Genomic DNA, 26,022 nt, shown 5'->3' on the forward strand with positions numbered 1-26,022 from the left:
CCTTTCTCGGGATGGGCAGAGGAAGAAGGCGGCGGGGCCGCTCGGAAGACCGGGTGACGGGCGAATGTCCGCGAGCGGGCTCCCCGTGAGCAGTCATGCAAACAGGAGGGGATGTGATCCGGCCAACACCAATCGAGACTGGCTGTGATATCGGAACGATATGGTCCGCTCATGGAGCTACGTCACTTGCGCTACTTCGCCGTCCTTGCCGATGAACTGCATTTCGGCCGGGCGGCGGAGCGGCTGCACATGGCCCAGCCGCCGCTGTCGCAGCGCATCCGCGACCTGGAGCGCGAACTGGGCGTTCGGCTGTTCAACCGCACCCGGCACCGCGTCCAGCTGACCGAGGCGGGGGCGCTGCTCCTGGAACATGTGCGGCCGGTGCTCGCCGGGGTGGACACCGCACGCGAGGCGATGCGCAGGATCCGGCCGGGTGAGGCGGGTGTGCTGCGGGTCGGCGTACCTCCGGACACCGGCCCCACCGTGCTGCGGACCCTGACCGCGGGCTTCGCCCGCCGGGTGCCCGATGTGCTGATCGACCTCCACGAACTCACCACGGACGAGCAGTTGGCGCGGCTGCGCGAGGGCGAGCTGGACGCCGGGGTGGTCCGCCACCCGTCGGACACGGTGGGCCTGGAGTCCGGCCCCGTGGCGCGACGTGAACTCGGTGTGGTCCTGCGGTCGGACCATCCCGCGGCGGCGGGTGACGGCATGGTCCGGCTGAGGGACCTCGACGGGGCGCCGCTGGTGATCTTCCCGCGTGCGATGGCACCGCGTCTCTACGACCACATGCTCACCATCTGCCGGGACGAGGGCTTCCTGCCCGGCTCGATCAGGCACGCGCGGAATCCGGACTTCGTGCACGGGCTGGTGCTGGCGGGGCGCGGCATCCACCTCAACGAGGCTCCGGTGACGCCGCTCACCGGCGGACTGGTCTGGCGACCGTTGGAAGGGGCGACGCTCGCGTGGCTGACCTCGGTGGTCTGGGTGCCGAGCCGGCACAACGAGGCGGTCGCCGCGTTCACCGAAGCGGTCTCGGAAGCCCTTGCCGAGGCCGGTCACCACATCGCGGACGCGCCCTCCGGCGGATGACGTGCGGCGCGCCCGCACAGCCGCTCGGCCGTCCGGATGGACGGGCTCCGGCCGTCCGGGATCAGCCCACGGACTCGGCAGCCGTCCTTCGCCCGCCGATTCCCGCGCGGCGCCGTCGCGAACACCTCGGCGTCGAACGCGGCCGACGCGCCCGGGAGTTGTCCACGCCCTCGCCCCGGCCCGCCGTCACGCTCAGATGACCTGGGAGTTCTCGCACCACAGCCGGGCGGGCCCGGGGTCGCCCGTCAGCGCGATCGCCGTGAGCGGCAGCCGGTTCCAGAGCGTCAGATAGAGATGCTCGGCGGTCGCACTCAACTCGCAGTCCGCAAAGCCCGGATGGGGTGTCACGTCCTCCCGTACGGCCTGCGGCGGTTCCGGTGAGAGCCGCACGGTCCAGATGGCGTCCGTGTCCGTGGCCCGGATCCGCAGGGAACACGGTGTGTCCGTACGCACCTTGCTCTTCGGGCGGGCGTGGAACCCGAGCAGCAGCTCGTCGATACCGTCCACCGCGTGATCGGCCGCCACCGGCGACGGTTGTCCACCGCGTGCCGACTCCGCGTCCACCCGGTGGATCCTGGTCTCGTGCGCCTGCCGCCGGGCCCAGAAGGCCGACGGCGACGGCGCGGGCAGGAAGGTCCAGCACTCCAGTCCGGCGGGTGCGGCCGTCAGGGCATCGGCCAGGAGGCGGTGGCCCTCGCGGAACCATGCGAGCAGATCCGGCCCGTCCAGATCGGGCTCCCCGCCGTCCGGGTGGTACGCCGTGTGGCCCTCGACGACGAACGCGGTCGCCCAGCGGTGCACCGTCCCGGTGTGCCGGAGCAGATCGCGCACCTGCCAGCCGGGACAGGTCGGTACGGGTGCCGCGGTACCCGCTTCCTGTGCGGCGGCTGCCAGCAGCTGTCCCTCGACGGTCAGGGACGTGATGTGATCAGCGATTTCCATGGCCGGATTGTGCCAGCGGTTCAGTCTCCCCGGGGTGGGCGGTGCGGGTCCGGCCGCCGCCCCGCATGAGGCGCGCGAACCAGCCGAGGGCGAGCGAGCGGTTCCCGACAGGCTCTGAGTACGGCTACTCAATCGCTCATGTGTGCGCCGCGTTGCGTGCCCCGTACCCCAGCGCCGCAGCGGCGGTGGCCAGCAGTGCGACCGTGGTGAGGGCCGTCGGGAGGGTGAACCAGTCGGCCAGGAAACCGATCGCGGGCGGCCCGAGCAGCATCCCGCCGTAGCCGAGCGTCGAAGCGGCGGCCACTCCACCGGGCCCGGCCAGCTCCCCGGCGCGGCCGACCGCGACGGGGAAGATGTTGGCCAGACCGAGGCCCGTGACGGCGAAACCGAGGAGGGCGGCCCACAGGGACGGGGCGAGCGAGCCGAGCAGCATCCCGGCGGCGGCCGTCACGCCGCCCGCGACGAGGGTCCGGGTCTGGCCGAGCCGTTCGAGCAGGGCCGTGCCGCTGAGCCGGCCGACCGTCATGGCCAGTGCGAACAGGGAGTATCCGGCGGCGGCGACGCCCGGACGGGCGTGCAGGTCCTGCGTCAGATGGAGGGCGCCCCAGTCCGCCAGGGCTCCCTCGCCGTACGCGGTGCACAGCGCGATCACGCCGAAAAGGACCACGACGCGGCGGGCCCGGCCGCCCGGCCGCCGCGGCTTCTCGGCGCCGTCGGTGGCGGGGGCGGGGACCGGGGCCGGATGGCGCAGCAGCGCCGGTCCGGCCGCCGCCGTGACCAGCAGTCCGATCACGGTGAGGGCGAGCAGGTGCGTGGCGGGGGAGAGGCCGCCCGCGACCAGGCCGCCGAGCCCGGCACCGACCATTCCGCCGAGACTGAACGCGGCGTGGAAACTGGGCATCACGGGACGCCGCAGTGCGGTGACCAGATCGACCGCCGCGCTGTTCATCCCCACGTTCAGCCCGCCGTACGCGGCGCCGAAGAGCAGCAGCACCAGGCCGAGGGAGAGTGCCGAGTGCGTGTGTGCCGGCAGGGCGATGCTCAGGGAGAGGAGGACCGCGCAGACCACGGTCACCGGATGGTTCCCGAGGCGTCGGCACAACCGGCCGGTGAACATCATCGTCACCACGGCCCCGGCGGATACGCCGAGCAGAGCGAGGCCGAGGGTGGAGGCCGAGGCCCCGGTCTGGTGCTTGATGGCCGGGATGCGGACCACCCAGCCGGCGAAGAGGAAGCCGTCGAGGGCGAAGAACAAGGTCAGAGTGGTACGAAGGCGGGCCGACGAAAGCGGGGCGGTGTCTCCGCCCGGTCCCCCCGGCAAGGCCGTCCGCAGTTTGTTTATTGGCGGCACAAAGTCAGCATAGGGGCGCCCCGACAACGGGCGCAAGGTGACCCGCCCGACGCGGTGGCAAGGGGCACGGGTGCGTCACCGGAGCGTCGGCGGCACCCACGGATCATGGGAGACTCGCCCCCATGAACGGCAAGGTGACCACCACCCGGACAAAACTGGAGAGGGGCCGCAGCGCGCTCGGACCCGCGCTGGAACTGGTCCACACCGGACGCGCCCCCACCCGCGCCGTCCTCACCTCCGAACTCGGCGTCACCCGGGCGACGGCCGGCGCGGTCGCCGCGGAACTGGAGGCGCTCGGGCTGATCCGGGTCGACTCCCGGCCGGGCTCCGCCGCCGGCTCGCAGGGCCGCCCCTCGCACCGTCTGGCCATTCGGGAGTCCGGGCCCGTCGCCATCGCCGCACAGGTGCACGCCGACGGGTTCCGGGCCGCGCTCGTCGGGCTCGGCGGACGGCTCGTCGCCACCGCCGCCGGTCGTGTGACCGTCACCGCGGACCCGGCGCAGGTCATCGGGGAAGTGGTCGATGACTGCGCCCGGTTGCTGCGGGACAGCGGCCTGCGCTGCGTGGGCGCGGGCCTCGCGGTGCCGTCCGCCGTCGCCGAACCGGAGGGCACCGCGCTCAACCCGCTGCACATCGCCTGGCCGGCCGGTGCCCCGGTGCGCGACATCTTCGCCGACTGCGTGCGGGAAGCGGGCATCCCCGGCCCCTCGTTCGCCGGGAACGACGTCAACCTCACCGCGCTCGCGGAACACCGGCACGGTGCCGGGCGCGGAGCCCAGCATCTGCTCTGTGTGGCGACCGGCCATCGCGGTGTGGGTGGCGCCCTCGTCCTCGACGGCCGTCTGCACACCGGGAGTTCGGGCCTGGCGCTGGAGGTCGGCCATGTCACGGTGAACCCCGAGGGCCGCCCGTGCCACTGCGGCGGTCGCGGCTGTCTGGACGTCGAGACGGACCCGCTCGCCTTTCTCGTCGCCGCCCGTCGCGAACCCGGTCCGGAGGAGTCGCTGCTCAAGCAGGCCGGCGACCTGCTGCGTACGGAGTACGAGGACGCGGCGGTCCGCGGCGCGGCCGAGGAGCTGATCGACCGGCTCGGCCTCGGGCTCGCCGGGCTGGTCAACATCCTCAACCCCGATCGCATCATCCTCGGCGGACTGCACCGGGCGCTGCTGGACGCGGATCCGGAGCGGCTGCGTGCGGTGGTGGCCGACCGCAGCCTGTGGGGGCGCAGCGGCAGTGTGCCCATCCTGCCGTGCACGCTCGACCACAACAGCCTGGTGGGCGCGGCGGAGTTGGCCTGGCAGCCGGTGCTGGACGACCCACTGGCCGCGCTCGCGTGACGGGTGGGGCGGGCAGCCGGGCGCCCGGCTGCCCCTCACGCCTCACTCGTCGGGCGGCCTCACCGCGCTCTCAGCCGCCGGACAGGCCCGAAGACGTCCTCGTGCGTCGCACACGGCCACGTTCCGCTCCGGGGATGTCGCCGAGGACCGTGCGGACGGTCGCTACCACCGCTCTCCCTCCCCGATTCGGTCCCGCTCCGGGGCGCTCAGATGCAGCACCTCGTAGCGGTCGCCGGGCACCTCTGGGGCGTCCTGCTCCCAGAGGGTGAAGTGCAGCAGTTCCCAGTGGCGCGGGTCCACCGCCAGCGCCGAGGCGACCGCTCCGGGGGTCTTCGCCAGCCTTCTGCTCTCCTCTCGTGCGGTCCCCACCGCGTCCGCGGGCGCGACCGACGCGGGGACGGCTGTCCGTCGGCGGGTGGCCGTACGGGGGAGCGCGGCCGACGCGGGCCCTTCCTCGTACGCCAGCCCGATCCAGTGCTGCACCTCGGGGCGTCCGAAGTCCTGGACGATGCCGTCGAATCCGGGGCCCCAGAGGAAGGAGTTCATGCCCTCGGGCGTCACCCACAGATAGAAGGGCGCGTACTGGTTCACCGGTGAGTGTTCGCCGCGTTCCCGGATCAGATACGCCTTGAGGCCGAGGCCCGGAAAGGCGTCCAGGAGTTGCCCCCTGGTCGCGACGCGGTCGCGGATGATCCCCATGTCGTAGTCGGCGGGAAGGGTGATCTCGTACTGCATGGCATGCATGGCCTGCTCCTTGGATCGGGTATGCGTCGACGTCGCCCCGCGGACGCGGGGGAAGCCGTGGGCCGCCGTCCCCGGCGGCTTCGACGACCGCGAGATGTGTCCGCACGCGCGCGGTGCGGCGCCGAGCCCACGCGTCCTTCGTCCGGCTCGGTCCGGACGGTGCCGTGGCCGTGGGTGGCCGGTCGGGCGGAGTTCCCGGGGCGGATGCTCGCGGTGTGCGGGCGCGGATCCGCCTCCCGGGTGTCAGACGGTGGTGTCAGCGGGGGCCAGCAGCGCGAGCAGCCCCCGGGCGCTCGCGTCGAACGCGTCCGTCGAACCGGAGGCACGGGCCAGCACATAGCCGCCCTGCACCGTCGCCACGATCGTCGCCGCCACGTCCTCGGGGTCCAGGGAGCGGCCGAACTCGCCCTCGGTCAGGCCCTCCTGAACAATCTCGGCGAGCCGACCGCGCAGCCAGTCGATCGTCTCCTCGACCGGTGCGCGCAACGCGTCACTGGCGATGACATCCGGATCCATCGTCAGGCGGCCGATCGGACAGCCGCGCAGCACAGCGCGCTCACGCAGGAGATACGCCGAGATCCGCTCGTACGCCGTACCCGGCCCGTCGAGCTGTTGCCCGGCCGTTTCACGCATCCGCGCGGCCGTCCGGCGGATGGCCGTGAGCGCCAGATCGGGCTTGCCCGAGAAGTGGTGGTACATGCTGCCCTGGCCCGCGCCCGCCTGCTGCTGGATGGCCTTGGGGCTGGTGCCCACGAAGCCGCGCTCCCACAGGAGCTCCTGCGTGGCTTCGATCAGACGTTCAGGAGTGCTCATGAGGAGACTGTACATACTAGTAGGTACAGTCTCTAGCGGCACGGCGGACGGGACTGGTCACCGGCCCACCGCGCGCTGCGTCACGGTCGAGGGCTGTGCCGGGCGCCTGCGGCGGTGCGCGCCGCAGGTGCGGCTCTCAGCCGACCACGGCGGACCGGGCGGCGAAGGGGGCTCGTCTCTCCAGGCAGATGACGGCATCCAGCTCGAACGGCCCGTCGGTGGTTGCTCCGTACACCGAATGCCGTGGTCCCGTGGTGAACGGGGGAGGGGCCGGAAGGGTGAACCAGACGACCTTTCCCGCCTCGCCCCTCGGATGAACCCCCCAGCTCTCGCTCACCGCGGCAATCAGTGCGAGCCCACGCCCCGACGTGCTGGACGCGCCGGCCTCACGCACGGTCGGCATCCGCGGATCGTGGTCATGGACGGACACGGTCAGCCGTTCGAGCAGCAGCTCGATCTCGACGGTGCACGATTTATCCGGCTGTGCGTGCCGGTGGACGTTGGTCAGCAGTTCGGTGACGCCTAGCGCCGCATGGTCGATCAAAGGATCGAGATGCCAGTAGCGCAATTGCGCCGAAACGATTCTGCGGACCTGACCGATCCGCGACGGCAGGGCCTGGAGCTCCACCGTGCAGTGCCTGCTGGGCTCGCTGATCACGGCTGCGACTCCCCGAAATAGGTCCGGAAGAAGACGAAGGAACGGATCCAGCAGATGGCCGTCTGCTGTTTCTGGCCCGGCGGCGTGGGTCACGGTGTCACCGCCGGTCAACCATGAGTGACGTGTGACCAATGTCGCTCAGGGGACATGGCCGCGCAACTCGCGGTGGTCCGGCGGCACCACTCCGTCAGATCATCCGGCCGCCCGCACGGCGCAGCGTTTCGAGGAACCTGAGGGCCGGCCCCGCCTTGTCCGGGCCGTGATTGCGCTGCCCCATCGTCAGCCGGTACCGCGTCCCGTTGAGGCGCGCCACGGCCGCATCGGCTCCGAAGAACCACGGCCTGCCCGCGCTCACCGCGGCCACCGGGGCGCTGTCGATCTCCCGTCCGTAACTGGTCAGCAGGGCGAGCCTGCCGTCCTTGACGATCACCTGCCCGGCCCTCGTGAGCGAGCGGGCCCACCGCTCGATCCGTACCCCCGACGCGTTGAACTCCGTTTCCGGCATGGTTGCTTCGCCCCCTTCAGAACGCTTCTCAGGGGAAGTGTGCACAAGCCGGGAGCGGCGCGCCAGGGCTCGTCCGGTTCGAACACCTGCTCTTCGTGGCGCCGGGCGACACCTGTTCTGCCCGCCCGCACCAAGGCAGGGCTATGGAACCTCAAAGTGAACGTTTCTGCAGGTAGGGGGAATATCGTGGGCGGTGCAGAGTCCGGTGATACGAGGAGGAACGCGCCGATGGGCACCAGTGAGCACACCCCCGCCGACCGGGCCATGGCGACGATCGACATCGACCGCTCGGACCCGGGGTACCGGGCGTGGCTCAAGGAGGCCGTACGCAAGGTCCAGGCCGACGCCAATCGCTCCGCCGACACCCACCTGCTGCGCTTTCCGCTGCCCGAGACGTGGGGCATCGACCTCTATCTCAAGGACGAGTCGACGCACCCCACCGGCAGCCTCAAACACCGCCTGGCCCGCTCGCTCTTCCTCTACGGGCTCTGCAACGGCTGGATCCGCCCGGGCAAACCGGTGATCGAGGCGTCGAGCGGTTCGACGGCCGTCTCGGAGGCGTACTTCGCCAAGCTGATCGGCGTGCCGTTCATCGCCGTGATGCCCCGCACCACCAGCCCCGAGAAATGCCGGCTGATCGAATTCCACGGCGGACGCTGCCACTTCGTCGACGATGCACGCACGTTGTACGAGGAGTCCGCCACGCTGGCCGCCGACACCGGCGGCCACTACATGGACCAGTTCACCTACGCCGAGCGGGCCACCGACTGGCGCGGCAACAACAACATCGCCGAGTCGATCTACCAACAGCTGAGCCGGGAACGCTACCCGGAGCCGACGTGGATCGTCGCCACGGCCGGAACCGGTGGTACCTCGGCGACCATCGCCCGCTATGTGCACTACATGCAGTTCGACACCCGGATCTGTGTGCCCGACCCGGAGAACTCCTGTTTCTTCGACGGCTGGACCCGCCACGATCCCTCGGCCACCAGCGACCGCGGCTCAAGGATCGAGGGCATCGGCAGGCCCCGGATGGAGCCGAGCTTCGTGCCCGGAGCCATCGACCGGATGATGAAGGTGCCGGACGCGGCCAGTGTCGCGGCCGTGCGCGCCCTGGAGAGGTCGATCGGCCGAAGGGCGGGCGGCTCCACGGGCACCGGGCTGTGGAGTGCGTTCAAACTGGTCGCGGAGATGGTCGGCCAGGGCGCCACCGGCAGCATCGTCACCCTGATCTGCGATCCGGGCGACCGCTACCTCGACAAGTACTACTCCGACAGCTGGCTTGCCGAACAGGGCCTGGACATCGCCCCGTACGCGCGCACCATCGATTCCTTCCTGGCCGGCGGCAACTGGCCCGGGTAGTGCTGTGGCCGGAAAGGTTCGCACGCGGTCCGCGGCAGCTCTCAGGCCGCGGGCCCGGCCAGCCGCCTGTCCAGCTTGTGCACCGCGTCCCGGAACGACCGGCCCACCCCCGACCGGCCCAGGCGCAGGGCGACGCGGAAGGGTGCGGAACCGTCCGCGGCGAACGTCCACCGCACCCGTGTGCCGGACCCGGCCGGAGTGAGCCGCCACTCCTCCAACAGGGCCCGCATCCCAGGGGCGTTCGCTTCGTCCACGCGGTAGGCGTACCGCTCGCCGGCCTCCGCCGCCACGATCGTCTCGCGCAGCACCGCGCCACCCCTGAGCCGGACTTCGCGACCCGCGCCGCCCTCGATGGGCCGGGCGGCCGTCACCGCGGTGAACCATGTCGGCCAGCCCGCCACGTCATCGGCGAGCGCGCGATAGACCGCCTCGGGGGGCGCGGACACCTCGGCGGCGAAGACCAGTCGCAGTGGAGCCGTATCGACGAAGTCGAGTTCTACGGAACGGAGTCGGCGTGACACGCAACGCACCTCCCGTGCGGTCGGCGGCGGACGGGGTCGCGCACACCATAGCTGGCGGGGCGTCAGATGTCCCGGCCCGCACGGTATTCAGATGTTCTGGCCCGCAAGGTCTTCAGATGCCCCGCCCGGCAACACGGTGGTGCGTCCCTGCTCGGAGAGGGACCGGGTACGCACGATCGGCAATCGGCCGTGCGTCCGCGCCCGCCCAGGGGGGCGTGCGGCCTTGTCCGTCAGATGCGTCATGGGGCACGACGCGGCGGGACCGCACGTGCCGCCGCGGTGATGTTGCGGGCCATTCCGCCGAACACCAACGAGTGGAAGGGCCACACGCTCCACCAGTAGGCGTGGCCGAGCAGCCCGCGCGGATGGAACAGGGCCCGTTGCCGATAGACCGTCAGCCCCTGTTCGTTCCGCCCGACCGACAGGTCGAGCCAGGCCAGGCCGGGCAGCCGCATCTCCGCGCGGAGCCGCAGGAGCTCTCCCGGAGCGATTTCCTCCACACGCCAGAAGTCCAGTGAGTCGCCGACCCTCAGCCGTTGCGCGTCCCGCCGCCCGCGCCGCAGCCCGACGCCCCCGACGATCCGGTCGAGCCAGCCCCTCACGGCCCAGGCGAGGGGGAAGGAGTACCACCCGTTCTCGCCACCGATGCCTTCGACGACCCGCCAGAGCGCCTCCGGCGCCACCGGTACCGTCAGCTCGCGTTCGTCACGGTAGAGGCTGCCGCCGGACCAGTCGGGGTCGGTCGGCAACGGGTCGCTCGGCGCACCGGGCACCGCCGCCGACGACCAACGCGTGTCGACCCGGGCATCCCTGATCCGCTGGAGCGCCAGTCGCAGCGCCTCGTCGAAGGCGATGGCACCACCGGGCGGATCGGGGACGTACCGGGCGATGTCGTGCTCGCGGCAGACCACCTCGTGGCGCAGCGACTCGGCGAGTGGCCGGGCGATGGAGGGCGGTACCGGTGTCACCAGGCCGATCCAGAGACTGGACAGTCGCGGGGTGAGGACGGGGACGGGAAGGATCACCCGGCGCGGCAGTCCGGCGACCTCGGCGTACCGCCGCATCATGTCCCGGTACGTCATGACGTCCGGGCCGCCGATGTCGAACGTGCGGTTCACCTCCGACGGCAGCCGGGCACAGCCGACGAGACAGCGCACCACGTCCCGCACCGCGATCGGCTGGATCGACGTCCGTACCCAGCTCGGGGTGATCATCACCGGCAGCCGCTCGGTGAGATGACGCAGGATCTCGAACGAGGCCGACCCCGATCCGATGACCACCGCGGCCCGCAGCACGGCCGTCGGCACTCCGGACTCCAGCAGAATCCGCCCCACCTCGGCCCGCGAGCGCAGGTGCGGTGACAGCTCCCGTTCGGGCACCCCGGACGGGGTGAGCCCGCCGAGGTACACGATCCGGCCCACTCCCGCCGCCCGCGCCTGCGCACCGAAGATCCGGGCCGCCTCGCGGTCCCTCTCCTCGAAGTCCGGACCGGTGCCCAGCGCGTGCACCAGGTAGTACGCCACATCCACGTCCCGCATCGCCGCCCCCATCGAAGCCGCGTCGAGGACGTCGCCCCGGACCACCTCGACCCGGTCCGCCCACGGGTGGTCACGCAGCTTCCGCGGGGTACGCGCCACCGCCCGCACCTGGTGCCCGGCGTCGAGGAGCGCGGGCACCAGCCTGCCTCCGATGTATCCGGACGCACCGGTCACCAGACAACGCAGCCGCATACCACCGGGGGATTCGGTCATCCTTCGAGTCTTGCACCGCGACGCCGTCCGGTGCCGGATGGGAGTACTGCGAACGGCGGCACGCGAACCACCCGGAATACCCGGACGCGCGGGACACGCGGGATACCCGGGACACGCGGGATGCCCGGGCGCCGGGCGAACGGCCGCGTCAGGAGAACGGCCGCGACGGACGGTCCAGCATGCCGTCGAGCACCTGGCCGAAGACCCGGCGGCCTGCTCCGGCGATCAACGGATCCGCCCATTTCGGCAGCCGTCGGACCGTCAGCTCCTCCACCCACACCACATGGGATCCGGAATCCGTCGGATACACATCGATCGATGCCCGGCCCCGTACCAGCGAGCCGCGTTTCTCCAGCAGGCAGAGCCCCGCGCGCCCGGCCGCGGGCGGCGTCCACCGCACCACTTCCATCGGATCGTCGAAGCCGAGCGGACCCACCCCCGTGCGCGCCACGAACACCGTTCCGAGCCCGCCGCGCTGCCCGAGGGGTGTGGTGATCGTGGTCAGCGGTACATGCGCGGCATGCCGCTCCCAGTCCGTCACCCGACGCCAGGACTCCGCTGCGGGCAGGGACGTGAAACGCTCGATCCGGAAGACGGCCACAGCACGATTTTAGGCCGTGAACGACCTATCGGGGGCTGGAGCGGAATCCGCGCACAACGGGCCGGATCAGGAATCCCCGGCCACGGCGCGACCCGCCACCAGCAGGCCCGGCAGATGCTCGGCGATCTCCTCGCGTGCGGCGGCCGACAGGCCCGCGTCCGTCACGAAGGTGTCCACCCGCTCCAGAGAAGCGAAGGAACTCAGGCCCACTTTCCCCCACTTGGTGTGATCGGCGACCACCACCACCCGCCGAGCCGACTGGATGAAACGGCGGTTGGTCTCGGCCTCCGCCAGATTCGGCGTCGAAAGTCCTGCCTCCACCGAGATCCCGTGCACTCCGAGGAACAGCACATCGAAGTGGAGCGAGGCGATCGCCTGATCGGCGACAGGGCCGACCAGCGAATCCGACGGAGTCCGTACCCCGCCGGTGAGCACCACCGTGGCCGCCCCGGTCCGCGCGCCGCCCGCCGCTGGGGACCGCTGCGCGGAGTGGAACACGTCCGCGACCCGGACCGAGTTGGTCACCACCGTCAGATCCGGTACGTCCAGCAGGTGCTGGGCGAGTGCGTACGTCGTCGTGCCGCCGGAGAGTGCGATGGCGCTGCCGGGTGCGGCCATGGCCGCGGCCGTCCGCGCGATGTCCTCCTTGGCGGTCAGCTCCAGAGCCGACTTGGCTTCGAAACCGGGCTCGTGCGTGCTGGCCTCGGCCACCGGAACGGCCCCGCCGTGCACCTTCTCGATCACACCCTGGCGGGCCAGAGCATCCAGATCCCGGCGGACGGTCATGTCGGAGACACTCAGCCTGCGGGTGAGTTCGTTCACCCGGACCCCGCCACGCCTGCGTACCTCGTCGAGGATCAGGGCGCGCCGCTGCTCCGCGAGCAGATTCTGATTCTCGCTCAACGCCCGTCCTGCCCTTCCTGCCCGCCGTCACCGTCCCTTCGGACGGGGCCATCCTGTCACGCGGTGTCGTCGACCGTCGCACTGGGGAGATTCCGTGAGAGCGGTGCGTGCACACCTTCTCCTGCCCGATCCTTGTGACTGCGCATCAGCACACCCCCCACGACCGAGAGAGCGAGCCGCCCCGTGCCACCTGCCCCCCATGCCCCGCAGACTCCGGGGCCCGCGCTGGAACTGCTGGTCCATGGCGTGGGCGGGGCCACCCCGCAGGAGATGCTGGACGACCCGTGCCCGATCCGGGTCACCGGCGACGCGACCGCCGCCATCTACCGGCACGCCGGCGACATGGACGCCGAACAGCATCCGGAGCGCTACCGCGACGGACCGATCGCCGAGGCCTACTGCTGGTCCAACCTCACCTCGGGCAACGGCTCCCGGGCCCTGTGGCTGCTGCTGCTTCCCTTCATGGTGGTCAACCTCGCCCACTGGATGCGGCCCACCGCCCGGGGCCGTACCCGTGCGGTGCGTCTGTACGGCGTGCTCGTCCGACTCGTCGCGCTCAGCCTCACGGTCCTGCTGACCGCGGCGGCCTGCGAGGTCGCGCTCGATCTGGTCGCCTGGCAGTGCGCGGGCGCACCCGCATGCTCGGACCGGAGGTCCTGGCTGGGCTTCCTGTCGACGGCGCACGGCGGCTGGTGGTCCCAGCCGGGACGCCGGCTCGCCCTCGCCTCCCTGATGCCCACCGCCCTGGTCGGGTTGCTCTGGTTCCTGTCCAACCGGACATGGAGCGCGTACGAATCGCAGCGCCCGCTCACCGGACCCGAGCCGGGCGACGCCGACACCGATCACGGCCCCGAAGCCCCCCGCGGTGCGGCCGGTGTCCGCCCGGCCCTCGGCCGGCCCGGATTCTGGTACGGCCGCCGCCTGGTCGCCCGGCTGCGCGCCGCCCACACGGCGGCCGGAATCCTCACCGTCGCCGCGTTCGTCGCGGGTGCCGCGGCCCGACACGACCGTGGGGCCGGCGGACCCGTGCCCGAGACCCTCGGCCGGCTGATCGAGGCGGCGCTCGTCCTGGGCGCGCTCGTCGTGCTCTGGGTCGTCTGCCGCCGCGGCCGCAGCGAACGGCGTCCCGACAACGGGCTCGACCGCGCTCTCATCACCTATCTGCCGGGCGCGGCCCTGGTTCTGCTCGTGCTCGCCGCGGTGTACGCGGCCTGGTCGCGCCCCGCCTGGGTCTCGACGGGGGCACTGCCCGGCGACCTCGCCTTCAGTGTTCTCACGCTCGGCCAGGCGGTGCTCGTCGTGGTGCTCGCCGCGGTGTCGCTGGGCCTGTACCGCCGGACGCCCGAACCCCGCACCGTGATGCGTGGACTCGGCGGGCCCGCCGTCGCCATGCTCGCGTGCGCGCTCGGCGGCGTCATGACCGGCGGGGTCGCCCAGCGTGTCGCCGACTGGCTCGACGGTTCCGGCACCCCGGGCATGAGCCGGGACGCCGCCATCGAGGGGCCGCCCGTGCTGCTCAGCTGGCAGGCCTCGGTCATCCCCGTGCTCCTGGTGCTGCTGGCGGTGCCCGCCGCTCTGCTGCTCGTCCGCACCTGGCTCGCCGCCCGTGCCCTGGAGCCCGAGATCGACCGGGAGTACGGAAACGACCGGCCGGACCCCGGCCGGACCCGGCAGATCGCCCGGATCCGGGCCACGGCAGCCCTCACCGACTCCGCGCCCTGGATCCTCGGCCCGGTCGCCGCTTCCGCGCTGCTGCTCGGTGCGGCTGCGGTCGGCGGGGCCTGGGCGAGCGGTGAGGTGCCCGGACTCGCCATGAAGGGAAGCGGGCCCTTCCTGGAGTCCGTGGCCGAAGCGGCCCAGTCCACCGGTTCCTGGATGATCGGGTTCGGCTTCATACTGTTCGTCACCTGGGGCCGACGTGCCTACCGCGACGCGTCCGCCCGGCGCACCATCGGCATCCTCTGGGACGTCGGCACCTTCTGGCCACGTGCCGCCCACCCCTTCGCGCCGCCCTGCTACGCGGAACGCGCCGTCCCCGACCTCGCGTCACGGATGTCCGGCTGGACCGGTCAGACGCGCGGCAGACTCGTCATCTCCGGCCACTCGCAGGGCAGCGTCCTCGCGGCCGCCGCGGTCTGGCAGCTACCCGCCGAGACCCGGAGCAGGGTCGCCCTGCTCACCTACGGGTCACCGATCGAGCGACTGTACGCGCGCTGGTTCCCGGCCTACTTCGGCCCCGGACCGCTGCACGTGCTGCACCGCTCCGTGGACTGCTGGCGCAATCTGTGGCGGGCCACCGACCCGATCGGCGGCCGGGTCCGGCTCGACGAGGGACCGGGGCCCGGGGTGGACCGGGGACCGCTGAAGGACCCCCTCGTCTACGGGCGCACCCCCGAACACCCCCTGCCCGAACCCATCCTGGGGCACTCGGACTACCAGGCCGACCCGGTCTTCGCCCAGGAGCGGGCCGCACTGCTGGACCGGTTGGCGCCGGTCCTGCCGCGCCAGAGCGACGGGGCAGGAAATCAGGAGGCCCCGCGGGCTCAGGGGAGTTCCGGCAGGTCCTCGGGGTAGAGCAGTGTCAGGTCGTCCGTGCTCGGCTCGGCGAGCTGGGCGACCCGGCCCGCATGCCGCTCCACCATCGATTCGAAGGTCTGCCGGGCGGTACGCCCGTTGCCGAACGCCGGGCCCTTGGGCAGCTCCGTGAAGTACTTCAGCAGCGCTTCCCCCGTCCCGGAAGCCAAGCTGTACTCGTGCTCGTCGGTCTGCTGCCCGACGATGCGCAGCAGCTCCGCGGGCTCGTAGTCACCGAAGGTGATCGTCCGTGAGAAGCGGGAGGCCACACCGGGGTTGACGGTGAGGAAGCGCTCCATCTCGTGGGTGTAACCGGCGACGATGACGACCACCGCGTCCCGGTGGTCCTCCATCAGCTTCACGAGCGTGTCGATCGCCTCCCGGCCGAAGTCCCGGCCGGAGTCCTCGGGTGACAGGGCGTAGGCCTCGTCGACGAACAGCACTCCGCCGCGTGCCCGGGTGAAGGCCTCCTGGGTGCGGATGGCGGTCGAGCCGATGTGCTCGCCGACCAGATCGACGCGGGACACCTCGACCAGATGGCCCCGCTCCAGCACCCCGAGCGAGGCGAGGATCTCGCCGTAGAGCCGGGCCACGGTGGTCTTGCCGGTGCCGGGCGAGCCGGTGAAGACGAGATGGCGCCGGACCGACGCGGCCTTGAGCCCCGCCTCCTGGCGGCGCCGGCCCACCTCGATCATGTCGGTGAGGGCCCGCACCTCACGCTTGACGCTCTCCAGGCCCACGAGCGCGTCCAGTTCGCCGAGAACGGCGTCCGAAGCACGGACCTGTGGGGCGGCGGGTACCTCGGCCGGGGCGGGCTCCGCGGCCCGCGGAACGGGTACCGCGCCGAGCAGCCCGGGGGCCGACTGAGCCGCCGTCAGCACGGTCGGCGCCGGGGGAGCGGGGGAGCGCAGCGCGCTCTCGTCGCTCGTGCAGTCCTCCACGACGGGCCCCACCCCCTGGCTGTCGCCTCCTTCGGCGAACTCGTATCCGCCGCGGGCACAGCGCTCGGTACGGCAATGGGTCAGCGTGGTACGGCAGCCGTCCATCACATGGAAGCCGTAGCCCTCGCTTCCGGTGACCCGGCAGCTGCGGAAGGTGCCGCGTCCCTCGGCGGAGACGTAGAAACCGGCCTCGGCGGGCGAGGTGACCGTGCAGCGTTCGATCGTCGGGTCGGCGCCCTTGGTGACGATCACCCCGGTCTGTGCCGCGTCGATGGTGCAGTTGTTCAGTGTGCCGCCGCTGCCGTGGTCGCGGAACCACGCGCCCGTGGACGCCTCGCGGATACGGCAGTCGTCGAGCTGGGCGGTCGCTCCGTCGCTCACCGACACCGCGGTGTTGCGGACCTGGGTGAGATCACTGTCGACCACATCGGCGCGCGACCCCCGGTCGAGCACGAAGAGGGCGTCCGGCACGTCGTGGACCCGGCAGGAGTCCAGTATCACGGTCGCCCCGTCGCTGACCCAGACCGCCGGGTAGTCGCCCGTACTGTCGTGGATTTCGCACTGGTTGGCGTCGACACGGGTGCCGGGATCCCAGACCGACAGTCCGTTGCGGCCGAACCGGCGCACCGTGGAGCGGGTCAGGGTGAGGACCGAACGGGAACGCAGATCCACGGCGTTCTCCGGGATGTCGTGGATGTCGCAGTCGGCGAGCGTCAGGACGGCGTCGGTGTCGAGCGTGACCCCGTCCGCCGCCGTGCGGTGCACCGTGCACTCGGTGAGGTGCGCGGACCCGCGAGCGGTCACCTGTATGCCGCTGCCCTTGACCTCGTACACCTCGCAGCCGACCGCTTCCAGGCCGCTGCCCTCGCCGGTGACGCTCAGACCCGCCCCCGACGCGTGGTGGATCCGGCAGCGCTCCAGCCGGGGATGCGCGCCGTCGCGTACCGAGACGCCGGACTGGCCGGCCGAGACGACCTCGCACTGCTCGAACACCCCGCCCGCGCCGTCGAGTACGGCGATGCCGACCCCGGCCGGGTTGTCGACCGTGCATCGGCGCACGGTCGGCCGTGCCGTACCGCGCACCTCGATCCCGGCGGCCGAGCGCGTGACGATCCGCAGATCCGCGAGCTCCGGCGCGCTGTCCTCGACGAGCAGGGCCGGAGCCGTCGAGTCCTGACCCTCCACATGCAGGTCCGACACGACGGCGGCGGCGCGGACGGTCAACGGCACGCCGTCGACCGGAGCGATCCGTACGGAACCGACCGAGCCCTCGGGGCCGCGCAAGGTCACCGCACGGTGCAGGACCAGATTCTCCCGGTAGGTGCCCGGCGCGATGGTGAGGACATCACCGTCGGCCGCGGCCTCCAGGGCTGCGGTGAGGGAGGCGTATTCGCCTGTGCGGCGCCGCCACCGCGATGTGCCGGTGTGCGTCACCTGGACCGTGCCCTGTGCCATGGCGCTGTTGTGCCCCCACCTCGTGCGTGTCTGATGCCCCTGTCGCCGCCTTCCGGCAGCGACGAACCCGGGCACGCCCGCCGAGGAAGCGGGCGGGCCGGTCCACCGTAGCGCGCGCGGCGGGCGGGAGTTGACCCGATCGGCCGCTGATCAGCTGCCGGTCCCGGTCCTTCCCCAGTCCGGACCGGCCTTCGCCCAGGCCCGGTCGATCCGTATGTACCGTCGCCGCATCATGCACCGGACGATCAGGCGCCGGCCGCCCTCGACCGCACCGACGGCGAGAAGTGTCACCCCGAACCCGGCCAGCACCGCGTGCGTATGCGCCGTCGGAGCGTCCATGGGGCGCAGCGCGGGGCGGCCGTCGAGATCTGTCCAGATCTCCACCTCGGCCCCGGGATCCGTCCTGCGGGCGGAGGTCGTCACCGTACCGCGGCGGTCCGTGCCGTCCGGGGCCTTCCAGCGCGCCACCACCGAGGTCTGTGTGGAGCGCTCCGAGGACACCTCGGGATCGACGACGAGAGGTCGTGGGGTCGGTGCCCGGCGCACCACGACAGCGGTCGTGGCGTGGCGCCGGGCCTGCTGGACCCGCACCGATTCCTGCAAGGCGTCGTCGGTGAGCGAACCGCACGCCCAGCCCAGCGCCGGCGCCGCCAGCACCATGAGAAGCAGCGCGAAAAGAGCCACCCACGCCTCGCGCCGGTCGGTGGCGCGGCGCAGGGGATTGTGACGCCAACGCCACACTCCCGTAACCGCTCGCACAGTCCCGCACCCCCTTCCGTATCCGTCTTAACCCGATACGGCGTGCTTCGCTCGCCGGAGCGGCGAAGAGAGAGCAACCTCACCCCGGTCAACGCATGGACCGCCCCCGCGAGTTCCCCTTCCCCGGGCTCCGTGCTGACGGACCGTCCGGGGCGCGCGTGCGACCGAGGTGGCTGTGGTGCCGGCACGCGCACACCGGAGCCGTCGTCGGATCCCCATGGTCCGACGACGGCCCCGTGCGGCCGTGCGGGATTTCTCTGCTCAGTACCCCCGGCCCTGGTACGGACGGTTGTACGGGTCCTCGTAGGGCGAGGGTGCCGGGGCGGGGCGTGGTGACGCCGGACGCATCGCCTCGTAACCGGTGCCCGGCGCCGGCCGCTGCTGTTGTTGCTGCGGCGGCGTATAGGGGCCTTGGTATCCGCCGCGGGTCGCGGTCGGCTGCTGCGGGATGTACGGCGCCGGAGCGTGCTGCAGCTGTGCGGGCTGCATCGGCGCGTAACCCTGCTGGGCCGGCTGCTGGTAGCCGTACGACGGCGTGGGAGGGGAGGGTGCCGCGGGAAGAGCCGGCAGCGCCGCCGGGAGCGCCGGCAGGTAGCTGTTGCCGGTGTCGTAGGCGGCAGGCACTCGGATCGGTGCGATCTGAGGAGTACCCCGCTCCGCGACCAGGGAGTCGTAGATCGGAGTGTCGGGGAACGACGGTGCGGCGTAGTAGCCACCGCCGTAGGCGGGGCGGGGGGAGGTCATAACACCTAAGTTAAGCCCACGATGTGCTGGTTGGGGAGTCCCAATCTTCGGGTCATCCGATTTACGCTGGTTCTGTTTGCCTGAACTGCCAAAACATCGTTAAAGCTTCTGTTAACAGCAAGGACATTTTTGCTGGAGGGCCGTCCCATGGCTGACGAGAAGTGGCGGGTGGGCTACAAAGGGCAACGCCCGCGTGGCACGCGTTGGGGCGGAGGGCTTCGACCCTGAGCGCCTGGAACCTTGCGATTGTCAGGAGACCGTTGACGGTAACCGACCGCGGCCTGCCGCCCGCCACCGCCGGCAGCGCGCTCGGTGGCTCCTGGGCCCACCGGCTCGGCGGCGTCGCCGCCCACCGGTTTCGGGAGGACATCCACCCCGCTGGGGTTGCCCCGCAACGGGCGCGCAGCACGGCGCCGCAGGTGATTCTCGACCCGCTGCCGACCGGCTGAGGAGTCAGTCCAGGCCGGTCGCCCATGCCGTCAGCGCGGCGAAGTCGTCGATGGCAAGGCCGTATCGGGGGTCGACCCGGTGCAGCAGAGCGGGACCGTCATGGTGATCCCTCACCCACGTCCGATCCGCCTCCGTGATCTCGTCGTCGATCCAGGCGAACGCCCGGCCTTTCGCCCACGCGACGATCTCCGGCGTCTTCCAGAACACACCGCCCCTGGGCTCGGCCCGCGGCGAGGACCAGGGAATGAAGGGCAGCTCGGGCAGTCCCAGGACCGGCGCGACGAAAGCGTTGGCCTCTTCCTCCCACGTCGTCGCCCACACCAGGTCGAAGGGAAGCGCGTCCAACGCCGGGCCGTGGTCCGGGTTGAGCCACACCCGCAGCGGTTTCACCGGCTTGTCCGGCAGCCCCCATTCAGTCAGCCGGCGCCGCTCGGCGGCCTTCCAGCGAGGTGTCAGAAGGCGGTGTGTCTCATAGCCCTCGGGCCGTCGGTGCGGCTTCGCTGCATACGGATTCAGCGGTCCGTCCACATCCACCATCAGCACGGGGCGCACCCGCCCACCCCCCCTTGCTCCTGCCCCGCACGGTACCGGCCGACGACAACACCGCCCAGTGAGCGGGGCACTGCTCATCGTGGACGGCGCACTGGTTCCCACCCGCGATCACGACACCGCCGAACAGCCGGGGGCACGGTCCCACACTCGGTCGATCGCCTCGACCTCCGCGCAGTCGGCCCGTTGGGCATCAGCGTGGCGGCCGTGAACGGCGACAGCCGGCGAATCCCGGCGCGTTCGAAGACGTCGTCCTCCCCCCGCGGTCCGGCTTCCTGGCCTCGGCCCTCGGAAGCGGGGAGCAGGATCCACCATGAGCCCGGCCGCAACGCGCACGGGCAGGTCCGCGGCCCACTCCTCCTCCAGGAAACGCACCCCGACGTACCGTCCAGCAGCCCCGATCACGACGACGGCGCATTGGTTCCCAGTGCTGTCGTCGCATCGACGCCCGCCACCAGCACGCGACCGTTGCGGGTCACACGGACCTCCTTGAACTGTGCAGATGCTACATAGTGTCTGACGTGCCCTCATGGGAATCACGTCAGCGTTCAGGAGGGAAATTGGGGCAGGAGTCGACTGATGCGAAAGCGAGAAATTGTCCTGTGCCGACCATTGCGGCAAAAGGTGCTCCATCAATCACCAGGTCGTCATCGACGCCGACACCTGCCCGGCCGTCGCGATCGGACGGGCGGGCAGGGCAACCGTAACGACTGCACGGCATGGGCCGGAACAGTTTTGTGGCATCGATGACGCACACCTGTGTCGCCAAATGATTCTTTCGCTCGGCGTCGGAGTGCTCTGACGAACATGGGCGAATGTGGACGAACCTAGTGACACGCCCTGTTCGGGGCGCTCGCCACGCGCTTGAGGTGCCCTCCCCCTCGAAGAGAGTAAAAATCCTTGTGAATATGAAACAGATTGCTCACGCCGCTCTTTCCCGCTCTTCCTCGACAGTTCAATCAGGGTGCGACGGATTCGACTGCTCCTCCGGCCGTATCCTCATGACAGATGTCGCTCTTCATGGCGACATCGGATTCGTCCTGGTCGTTCATCGCCGACGTGACGGATTGGTGGCCGAGGAAATCTACTGTGCGCTACGGGACTCCGACGGAACCTGGCAGGAGCCCGATCACCTCAGTGGCGGTCTCGTCGGAATTGATCCGCAAGTGGCCAGGGATGTCCAGGACGCGCTGCGTGGCGAGACCATGACAGGGATCTCGTATGCGGAATCGCTCGTCTACACCGGCCGGTTCGGTGGCGATGACGGATACGAAAGCGTCCGCTTCCTGGAAGTGCTCACAGCGCCGCGGATCGACCACATCGAGGTGGCCGACCGGGACCGGACAGGTGCTTCCGCAACCCGAAAGCCGACGCCTCACGCGCTGTCGATTCTGGTGGCCTTCCCCGAAGAAAGACTACTTCTGCGCACCGGCTCGGACGGTTCGGTGATCCACTTCGATGGGGCCGGAGGTGTTGCTGATGACGAGCCCGGCGCATTGTCCTGCGACACCGGGCTTTTCCGTCCTCGGCCTGAGCCGAGCAGTCGCAGGCGGGGAGAGTGGCTTGGATGAGGCTCGTGATGCGGGGAGGCGGGGAGGCGGGCGAGCATCGGAGCCTGCGATGAAGTCGCCGGGTTCGCGCGAATTCGCGGGCACGGTGGCGGGCGAAGACGTCGCGGCGTTTGATCCGCACGTGAAGTGACGGCCTGATCGCGATGGTTGCTCCTCGGCGGGCACGTGCCTTCGCGGTGCCCTGGAGTGCCCCGTTTCTGGCATGCTCTCGACAAACAGCGCACCACGCTCGCCGGAACGCCGAGCTGCGTGGCACCGGGCACCAGGCGCCTGCGTTCGGAGAGCGGCGAAACGGACCCCGTCACCTCGGTGAGGAGAGACGGCGTCACTTCGTCCCATCGACCGCACGGGCATTAGGTTGGCGGAGAAAGCCTTCGGGCAGCCGGACTCGCGATGGGGGCGAGCATGACCATGCTAAAAGGCGCCAATGTTCCGGTGGCGGCTCGCGCCGTGCGGGTCGAATTGGGGTGGCGGGCCTCCCCGGGAGCGCCGGACGTGGACGGCTCCGCACTCCTTCTCGTGTCCGGAAAGGTGCGCGGCGACGCGGACTTCGTCTTCTACAACCAGCCGTCCCACGCGTCCGGCGCGGTGCGCCACGAAGGCAAGCGGGCCGACGGCGGCACGGTGACGGACAGCCTCGCGGTCGACCTGACACGCGTCGAGCCCGCCATCGAGCGCGTGGTCCTGGCGGCCTCCGCGGACGGAGGCACCTTCGGCCGGGTGACGGGGCTTCACGTACGGATCACGGACGCCGCGGACGGCTCGGAGATCGCGCGCTTCGACAGCGCCGACGCGACGGTCGAGACCGCGTTCATTCTCGGGGAGCTCTACCGGCGCCAGGGCGCCTGGAAATTCCGTGCGGTCGGCCAGGGATACGACACCGGCCTCCAAGGTCTCGCGACGGACTTCGGTATCTCCGTCGACGAACCACAGCGGTCCCAGCCCCGCCAACCACCGCAATCGCCCCCACCGCCCCAGGCGGCAAAGAGGGTTGATCATCTGCCGCCCCCTCCGCCGGTGCTCCCGCCCGCCCCCGCGGCAGCACCACCGCCCCCTCCCGCCGCCCAGCCCGTGCGTCTGTCCAAGGTGACACTCACCAAGGACGCGCCGTCCGTCTCCCTCGCGAAACAGGGCGGCAACTCGGGAGCCCTCCGCGTCAACCTCAACTGGGAAGTGCGAAAGCAGTTCAAGGGCTGGGGAAGCAAACTCGGCAGAGCGGTCGCCCAGCACGCGGACCTCGATCTCGATCTGTGTGCCCTCTACGAACTCACCGACGGCCGCAAGGGAGTCGTGCAGGCCCTCGGAAACGCGTTCGGTGCACTCCGGCAGCCGCCCTATATCCATCTCGACGGAGACGACCGCACCGGTGCCCTCGCCGCCGGCGAGAACCTCACCGTCAACCTCGACCACAAGGACGAGCTCCGCCGCGTCCTGATCTTCGTCACCATCTATGAGGGCGCCCGGAGTTTCGCGGATCTCCACGCGAGCGTCACCCTCCAACCCCAGCACGGCGCCCCCATCGAGTTCTCGCTCGACGAATGCACCGTCCCGTCCACCGTCTGCGCGCTCGCGCTCCTCACCAACAACGGCGGAGACCTCACCGTGCAGCGCGAGGCACGCTATCTCGTACCCCAGCGCGGTGTGAGCCCGCAGCGCACCATCGACTACGCCTACGGATGGGGAATGAACTGGACGCCCGGCCGTAAATGACCCCCCGGAAGTCCGGCCGGCACTGCGGCCATCGGCCCACGGCCGACTGCGCTCAACGGTCCGGCGCGGCCTCGGGGCGGGCGTACGTGCGCCCCTTCCAGGCCGCGCCGCGCCCCCGGTAGTGCTGCACGGCCGAATCGACCGTCATGAGCAGATACAGCACGGCCGTGAACGGCAGCAGCGGCGCCAGCCACAGGGACTGCCGGTAGTAGCCCAGCATCGGCATGTACGTCCCGGCCATCACCGCCCAGGCCACCCCGCCCGCCCACGCCGCCACGGGATCGCCCCCCAGCAGCCCGGCGACGAGCGTGACCGGCGGCGCGAGATAGACGAGGGCGAGCCCCAGCACCGTCCCGACGAGCAGCGGCGGACTGTGCCGCAGCTGGGCGTACGCGCTCCGGGACACCATGCGCCACAGATCCGCCAGCCTCGGATACGGCCGCACGCTGTCCACCCGCTCGGCCAGGCCCAGCCAGATCCGCCCACCACTGCGCTGCACCGCCCGCGCCAGCGACACGTCGTCGATCACGGCCTGCCGGATCGACTCGGGCACCCGCGCCCGGTCCGCCGCCCCGGTCCGCAGCAGCACACACCCGCCGGCCGCCGCGGCCGTCCGCGTCCCCGCCCGGTTCACCCACCGGAAGGGGTAGAGCTGCGAGAAGAAGTACACGAAGGCCGGGACGACCAGCCGCTCCCAGACACTCGCCACCCGCAGCCGGGCCATCTGCGAGACCAGGTCGAATCCGCCCGACTCGGCCGCGGCGACCAGCTCCCGCATGCTGTCCGGCTCGTGCGCGATGTCGGCGTCCGTCAGCAGCAGATACTCCGGCTCGCGGGCGCGGGCCAGCGAGATTCCGTGCCGCACGGCCCAGAGCTTGCCGGTCCAGCCGGGTTCCGGCTCGCCGGGCGACACCACCGTCACCGGCAGGCCCCCGTACCGTACGGACAGCGAACGGGCTATATCGCCCGTGCCGTCCTCGCTGCAGTCGTCGACGACGAACACCTCGGCGACTCCCGGATAGTCCTGTGCCAGCAGTGACGGCAGACTCACCGGAAGCATGTCCGCCTCGTCACGTGCGGGCACGACGACCGCCACGGACGGCCAGCGCTCCGGCTCCTCGCGGCGCGGCAGCCGCTGGTCGGTCCGCCAGAAGAACCCCTGTCCCAGCAGCAGCCACACCCACGCGGCCAGCGAACCCACGGCGATCCAGGCAACGGCACTCATTCGCCGCAGTCTGCCCCACTGCGACGGAATCGCAAGGGCGGTCGACTATGGTGACCGGGTGAAGATCGCGCTCATGGACTCCGGAATCGGCCTGCTCGCGGCCGCCGCCGCGGTACGCCGGCTGAGGCCCGACGCCGATCTGGTGCTCTCCTCCGACCCCGGCAGCATGCCCTGGGGGCCGCGTACCCCCGAGGACGTCACCGTCCGCGCGCTGGACGTGGCCCGTGCCGCCGCCGCCGAGCGGCCCGACGCACTGATCGTGGCCTGCAACACGGCCTCCGTGCACGCCCTGCCGACGCTCCGCGCCGAGCTGGAACCCGCTCTGCCGGTCATCGGCACCGTTCCGGCGATCAAGCCGTCCGTCGCCGGTGGCGGGCCCGTCGCCATCTGGGCCACGCCCGCCACCACGGGCAGCCCGTACCAGCGCGGACTCATCCGGGAATTCGCCGGCTCCGTCGCCGTCACCGAGATCCCGTGCCCCGGCCTGGCCGACGCCGTGGAGCACGCGGACGAACCGGCGATCGACCGGGCCGTCGCCGCGGCCGCCGCACTCACCCCGCGCGACGTGCGGGCCGTGGTCCTGGGCTGCACCCATTACGAACTGGTCGCCGAACGCATCCGTGCCGCCCTCCGGCAGCCCGGTCTGCCGCCGGTCGTGCTGCACGGCTCCGCCGACGCCGTCGCCGCCCAGGCACTGCGCCGGATCGGGGCCGAACCCGCTCCGTCGGCCGAACCGGCCGTCGATCTCACCGTGCTGCTCGGCGGGCGCACCGCCGACCTGCCGGAAGCCGCTCTGGCCTACGCCGAGGGGCGGCTGCTGGTGGCCGTCAGCCCCGCCCGCTGACCCGGCCGGGGCCGTCGGACCCGTCCCCGGCGTGCGGAATGTTAAGTACGCTGCTTGACATGAGGGACCACCCCCGAAAACCGTGGCACACCGGAGCCCACTCCGACGTCTGGATCGGCCGGGCCACCAACAAGGTCCAGTGGGTGCTCGCCGCCGCAGGCGCGGCCTGTCTGGCACTCGGCGTCCAGCTGGCCGTCACCTCCAACTGGACCTCCGGAGTCGTGCCGCTGCTGATGTCCGTGATCGGCTGCGTCGCCGCGGGGCTGCTCATGCTCTTCGGCACCCTCGCCTTCGTGAACGTGGCCGTCAGGGTCGACGGGGATGCCCTCGAAGTGCGCTGCGGCCACATGGGCCTGCCGCGCCGCCGGATTCTGCTCACGCATGTGGTGGGAGCGGAGTTCGTCCCCCAGGTCACCCCGCGCCAGTGGGGCGGCTGGGGCTACCGCTGGCGCCCCGACCAGGGCACGGCCGTGGTGGTCCGCAGGGGCGAGGGGCTGGTGCTCCGGCTGGGTGACGGCCGGACGTTCACCATCACGGTCGACGACGCGGAAGCGGGCGTGCGGTTCATCCGTGAGCGGCTGCACCTGTCGGCGACCGGCGCTCCGGCCGGGGCTTGACCC

General features: G+C 71.3%; 24 protein-coding genes. 9 read left to right on the forward strand and 15 right to left on the reverse strand.

The genetic code is table 11. From position 1 onward, the window contains the following. The first annotated feature begins 171 nt into the window (after positions 1–171). Entirely contained in the window at positions 172–1,092 is a 921-nt protein-coding gene (locus tag ACFVUT_RS00070; protein WP_389641702.1) for a LysR family transcriptional regulator, read from the forward strand. A 192-nt stretch (positions 1,093–1,284) separates the two neighbouring features. Here ACFVUT_RS00070 and ACFVUT_RS00075 read toward each other — a convergent pair whose 3' ends face one another. Together ACFVUT_RS00075 and ACFVUT_RS00080 are read right to left on the reverse strand one after the other, a co-directional pair. Beyond that, positions 1,285–2,034, reverse strand: a complete 750-nt coding sequence (locus ACFVUT_RS00075; RefSeq protein ID WP_389641705.1) for a maleylpyruvate isomerase family mycothiol-dependent enzyme — start codon at positions 2,032–2,034, stop codon at positions 1,285–1,287. A gap of 136 nt (positions 2,035–2,170) precedes the next feature. Next, positions 2,171–3,385 carry an MFS transporter gene (locus ACFVUT_RS00080; protein ID WP_389641707.1) on the reverse strand — a complete coding sequence of 405 codons (1,215 nt, stop codon included), beginning with the start codon at positions 3,383–3,385 and terminating at the stop codon, positions 2,171–2,173. A 122-nt stretch (positions 3,386–3,507) separates the two neighbouring features. Here ACFVUT_RS00080 and ACFVUT_RS00085 point away from each other — a divergent pair, with 122 nt between their 5' ends. Next, complete coding sequence (locus ACFVUT_RS00085; protein WP_389641710.1) at positions 3,508–4,722, forward strand: ROK family protein; 1,215 nt, start codon at positions 3,508–3,510, stop codon at positions 4,720–4,722. A 162-nt stretch (positions 4,723–4,884) separates the two neighbouring features. On the opposite strand, the gene ACFVUT_RS00090 is transcribed toward ACFVUT_RS00085, so the two are convergent. The 4 genes from ACFVUT_RS00090 to ACFVUT_RS00105 all read right to left on the reverse strand — a co-directional run bounded on the left by ACFVUT_RS00090 (position 4,885) and on the right by ACFVUT_RS00105 (position 7,442). Then, positions 4,885–5,466 carry a DUF4865 family protein gene (locus tag ACFVUT_RS00090; protein WP_389641713.1) on the reverse strand — a complete coding sequence of 194 codons (582 nt, stop codon included), beginning with the start codon at positions 5,464–5,466 and terminating at the stop codon, positions 4,885–4,887. Between the two features lie 243 nt (positions 5,467–5,709). Beyond that, entirely contained in the window at positions 5,710–6,279 is a 570-nt protein-coding gene (locus ACFVUT_RS00095; protein ID WP_389641716.1) for a TetR/AcrR family transcriptional regulator, read from the reverse strand. A gap of 136 nt (positions 6,280–6,415) precedes the next feature. Beyond that, a complete protein-coding gene (locus tag ACFVUT_RS00100; protein WP_389641718.1) occupies positions 6,416–6,937 on the reverse strand; it encodes an ATP-binding protein in 522 nt (173 codons plus the stop codon). A 187-nt stretch (positions 6,938–7,124) separates the two neighbouring features. Continuing rightward, positions 7,125–7,442, reverse strand: a complete 318-nt coding sequence (locus ACFVUT_RS00105; RefSeq protein WP_389641721.1) for a hypothetical protein — start codon at positions 7,440–7,442, stop codon at positions 7,125–7,127. 228 nt (positions 7,443–7,670) lie between these two features. On the opposite strand from ACFVUT_RS00105, the gene ACFVUT_RS00110 reads away from it, so the two are divergent. Continuing rightward, positions 7,671–8,804: a PLP-dependent cysteine synthase family protein gene (locus tag ACFVUT_RS00110; RefSeq protein WP_389641724.1), complete on the forward strand. Its 1,134-nt coding sequence runs from the start codon at positions 7,671–7,673 to the stop codon at positions 8,802–8,804. 41 nt (positions 8,805–8,845) lie between these two features. Here ACFVUT_RS00110 and ACFVUT_RS00115 read toward each other — a convergent pair whose 3' ends face one another. From ACFVUT_RS00115 to ACFVUT_RS00130, 4 genes are all read right to left on the reverse strand, one after another. Further along, entirely contained in the window at positions 8,846–9,325 is a 480-nt protein-coding gene (locus ACFVUT_RS00115; protein ID WP_389641726.1) for an SRPBCC family protein, read from the reverse strand. A gap of 239 nt (positions 9,326–9,564) precedes the next feature. After that, entirely contained in the window at positions 9,565–11,076 is a 1,512-nt protein-coding gene (locus ACFVUT_RS00120; protein WP_389641729.1) for an SDR family oxidoreductase, read from the reverse strand. Between the two features lie 148 nt (positions 11,077–11,224). Next, the gene (locus tag ACFVUT_RS00125) at positions 11,225–11,677 is read right to left on the reverse strand and encodes an SRPBCC family protein (protein ID WP_389641732.1); all 453 of its coding nucleotides are present in this window, start codon (positions 11,675–11,677) and stop codon (positions 11,225–11,227) included. A gap of 66 nt (positions 11,678–11,743) precedes the next feature. Beyond that, a complete protein-coding gene (locus ACFVUT_RS00130) occupies positions 11,744–12,580 on the reverse strand; it encodes a DeoR/GlpR family DNA-binding transcription regulator (protein ID WP_389641734.1) in 837 nt (278 codons plus the stop codon). 183 nt (positions 12,581–12,763) lie between these two features. Here ACFVUT_RS00130 and ACFVUT_RS00135 point away from each other — a divergent pair, with 183 nt between their 5' ends. Continuing rightward, a complete protein-coding gene (locus ACFVUT_RS00135; protein WP_389641736.1) occupies positions 12,764–15,154 on the forward strand; it encodes a hypothetical protein in 2,391 nt (796 codons plus the stop codon). On the opposite strand, the gene ACFVUT_RS00140 is transcribed toward ACFVUT_RS00135, so the two are convergent. The 3 genes from ACFVUT_RS00140 to ACFVUT_RS00150 form a co-directional block, all read right to left on the reverse strand. Next, entirely contained in the window at positions 15,124–17,550 is a 2,427-nt protein-coding gene (locus ACFVUT_RS00140; protein ID WP_389641739.1) for a right-handed parallel beta-helix repeat-containing protein, read from the reverse strand. The two genes, ACFVUT_RS00135 and ACFVUT_RS00140, sit on opposite strands and share 31 nt — an antisense overlap. Before the next feature lie 150 nt (positions 17,551–17,700). Beyond that, the gene (locus ACFVUT_RS00145) at positions 17,701–18,291 is read right to left on the reverse strand and encodes a hypothetical protein (RefSeq protein WP_389641742.1); all 591 of its coding nucleotides are present in this window, start codon (positions 18,289–18,291) and stop codon (positions 17,701–17,703) included. Between the two features lie 279 nt (positions 18,292–18,570). Further along, a complete protein-coding gene (locus ACFVUT_RS00150) occupies positions 18,571–19,053 on the reverse strand; it encodes a DUF6643 family protein (RefSeq protein WP_389641745.1) in 483 nt (160 codons plus the stop codon). Positions 19,054–19,313: 260 nt separating this feature from the next. Here ACFVUT_RS00150 and ACFVUT_RS00155 point away from each other — a divergent pair, with 260 nt between their 5' ends. Then, positions 19,314–19,502 (forward strand): hypothetical protein, encoded by a 189-nt coding sequence (locus ACFVUT_RS00155; RefSeq protein ID WP_389641748.1) that lies wholly within the window; start codon positions 19,314–19,316, stop codon positions 19,500–19,502. 4 nt (positions 19,503–19,506) lie between these two features. On the opposite strand, the gene ACFVUT_RS00160 is transcribed toward ACFVUT_RS00155, so the two are convergent. After that, on the reverse strand, positions 19,507–20,040 hold the full coding sequence (locus ACFVUT_RS00160; RefSeq protein WP_389643550.1) for a hypothetical protein: 534 nt from the start codon (positions 20,038–20,040) through the stop codon (positions 19,507–19,509). A 920-nt stretch (positions 20,041–20,960) separates the two neighbouring features. On the opposite strand from ACFVUT_RS00160, the gene ACFVUT_RS00165 reads away from it, so the two are divergent. Then, the gene (locus ACFVUT_RS00165; RefSeq protein WP_389641751.1) at positions 20,961–21,623 is read left to right on the forward strand and encodes a hypothetical protein; all 663 of its coding nucleotides are present in this window, start codon (positions 20,961–20,963) and stop codon (positions 21,621–21,623) included. Positions 21,624–22,016: 393 nt separating this feature from the next. Then, the gene (locus ACFVUT_RS00170; protein WP_389641754.1) at positions 22,017–23,333 is read left to right on the forward strand and encodes a TerD family protein; all 1,317 of its coding nucleotides are present in this window, start codon (positions 22,017–22,019) and stop codon (positions 23,331–23,333) included. 52 nt (positions 23,334–23,385) lie between these two features. Here ACFVUT_RS00170 and ACFVUT_RS00175 read toward each other — a convergent pair whose 3' ends face one another. Beyond that, a complete protein-coding gene (locus ACFVUT_RS00175) occupies positions 23,386–24,558 on the reverse strand; it encodes a glycosyltransferase (protein WP_389641757.1) in 1,173 nt (390 codons plus the stop codon). A 58-nt stretch (positions 24,559–24,616) separates the two neighbouring features. Between ACFVUT_RS00175 and ACFVUT_RS00180 the strand changes: the two genes are divergently transcribed. Further along, a complete protein-coding gene (locus ACFVUT_RS00180) occupies positions 24,617–25,402 on the forward strand; it encodes a glutamate racemase (protein WP_389641760.1) in 786 nt (261 codons plus the stop codon). Between the two features lie 59 nt (positions 25,403–25,461). After that, positions 25,462–26,019 (forward strand): hypothetical protein, encoded by a 558-nt coding sequence (locus ACFVUT_RS00185; RefSeq protein WP_389641763.1) that lies wholly within the window; start codon positions 25,462–25,464, stop codon positions 26,017–26,019. Positions 26,020–26,022 lie beyond the last annotated feature (3 nt).

Source organism: Streptomyces sp. NPDC058051 (assembly GCF_042885475.1).
Lineage (GTDB): Bacteria > Actinomycetota > Actinomycetes > Streptomycetales > Streptomycetaceae > Streptomyces.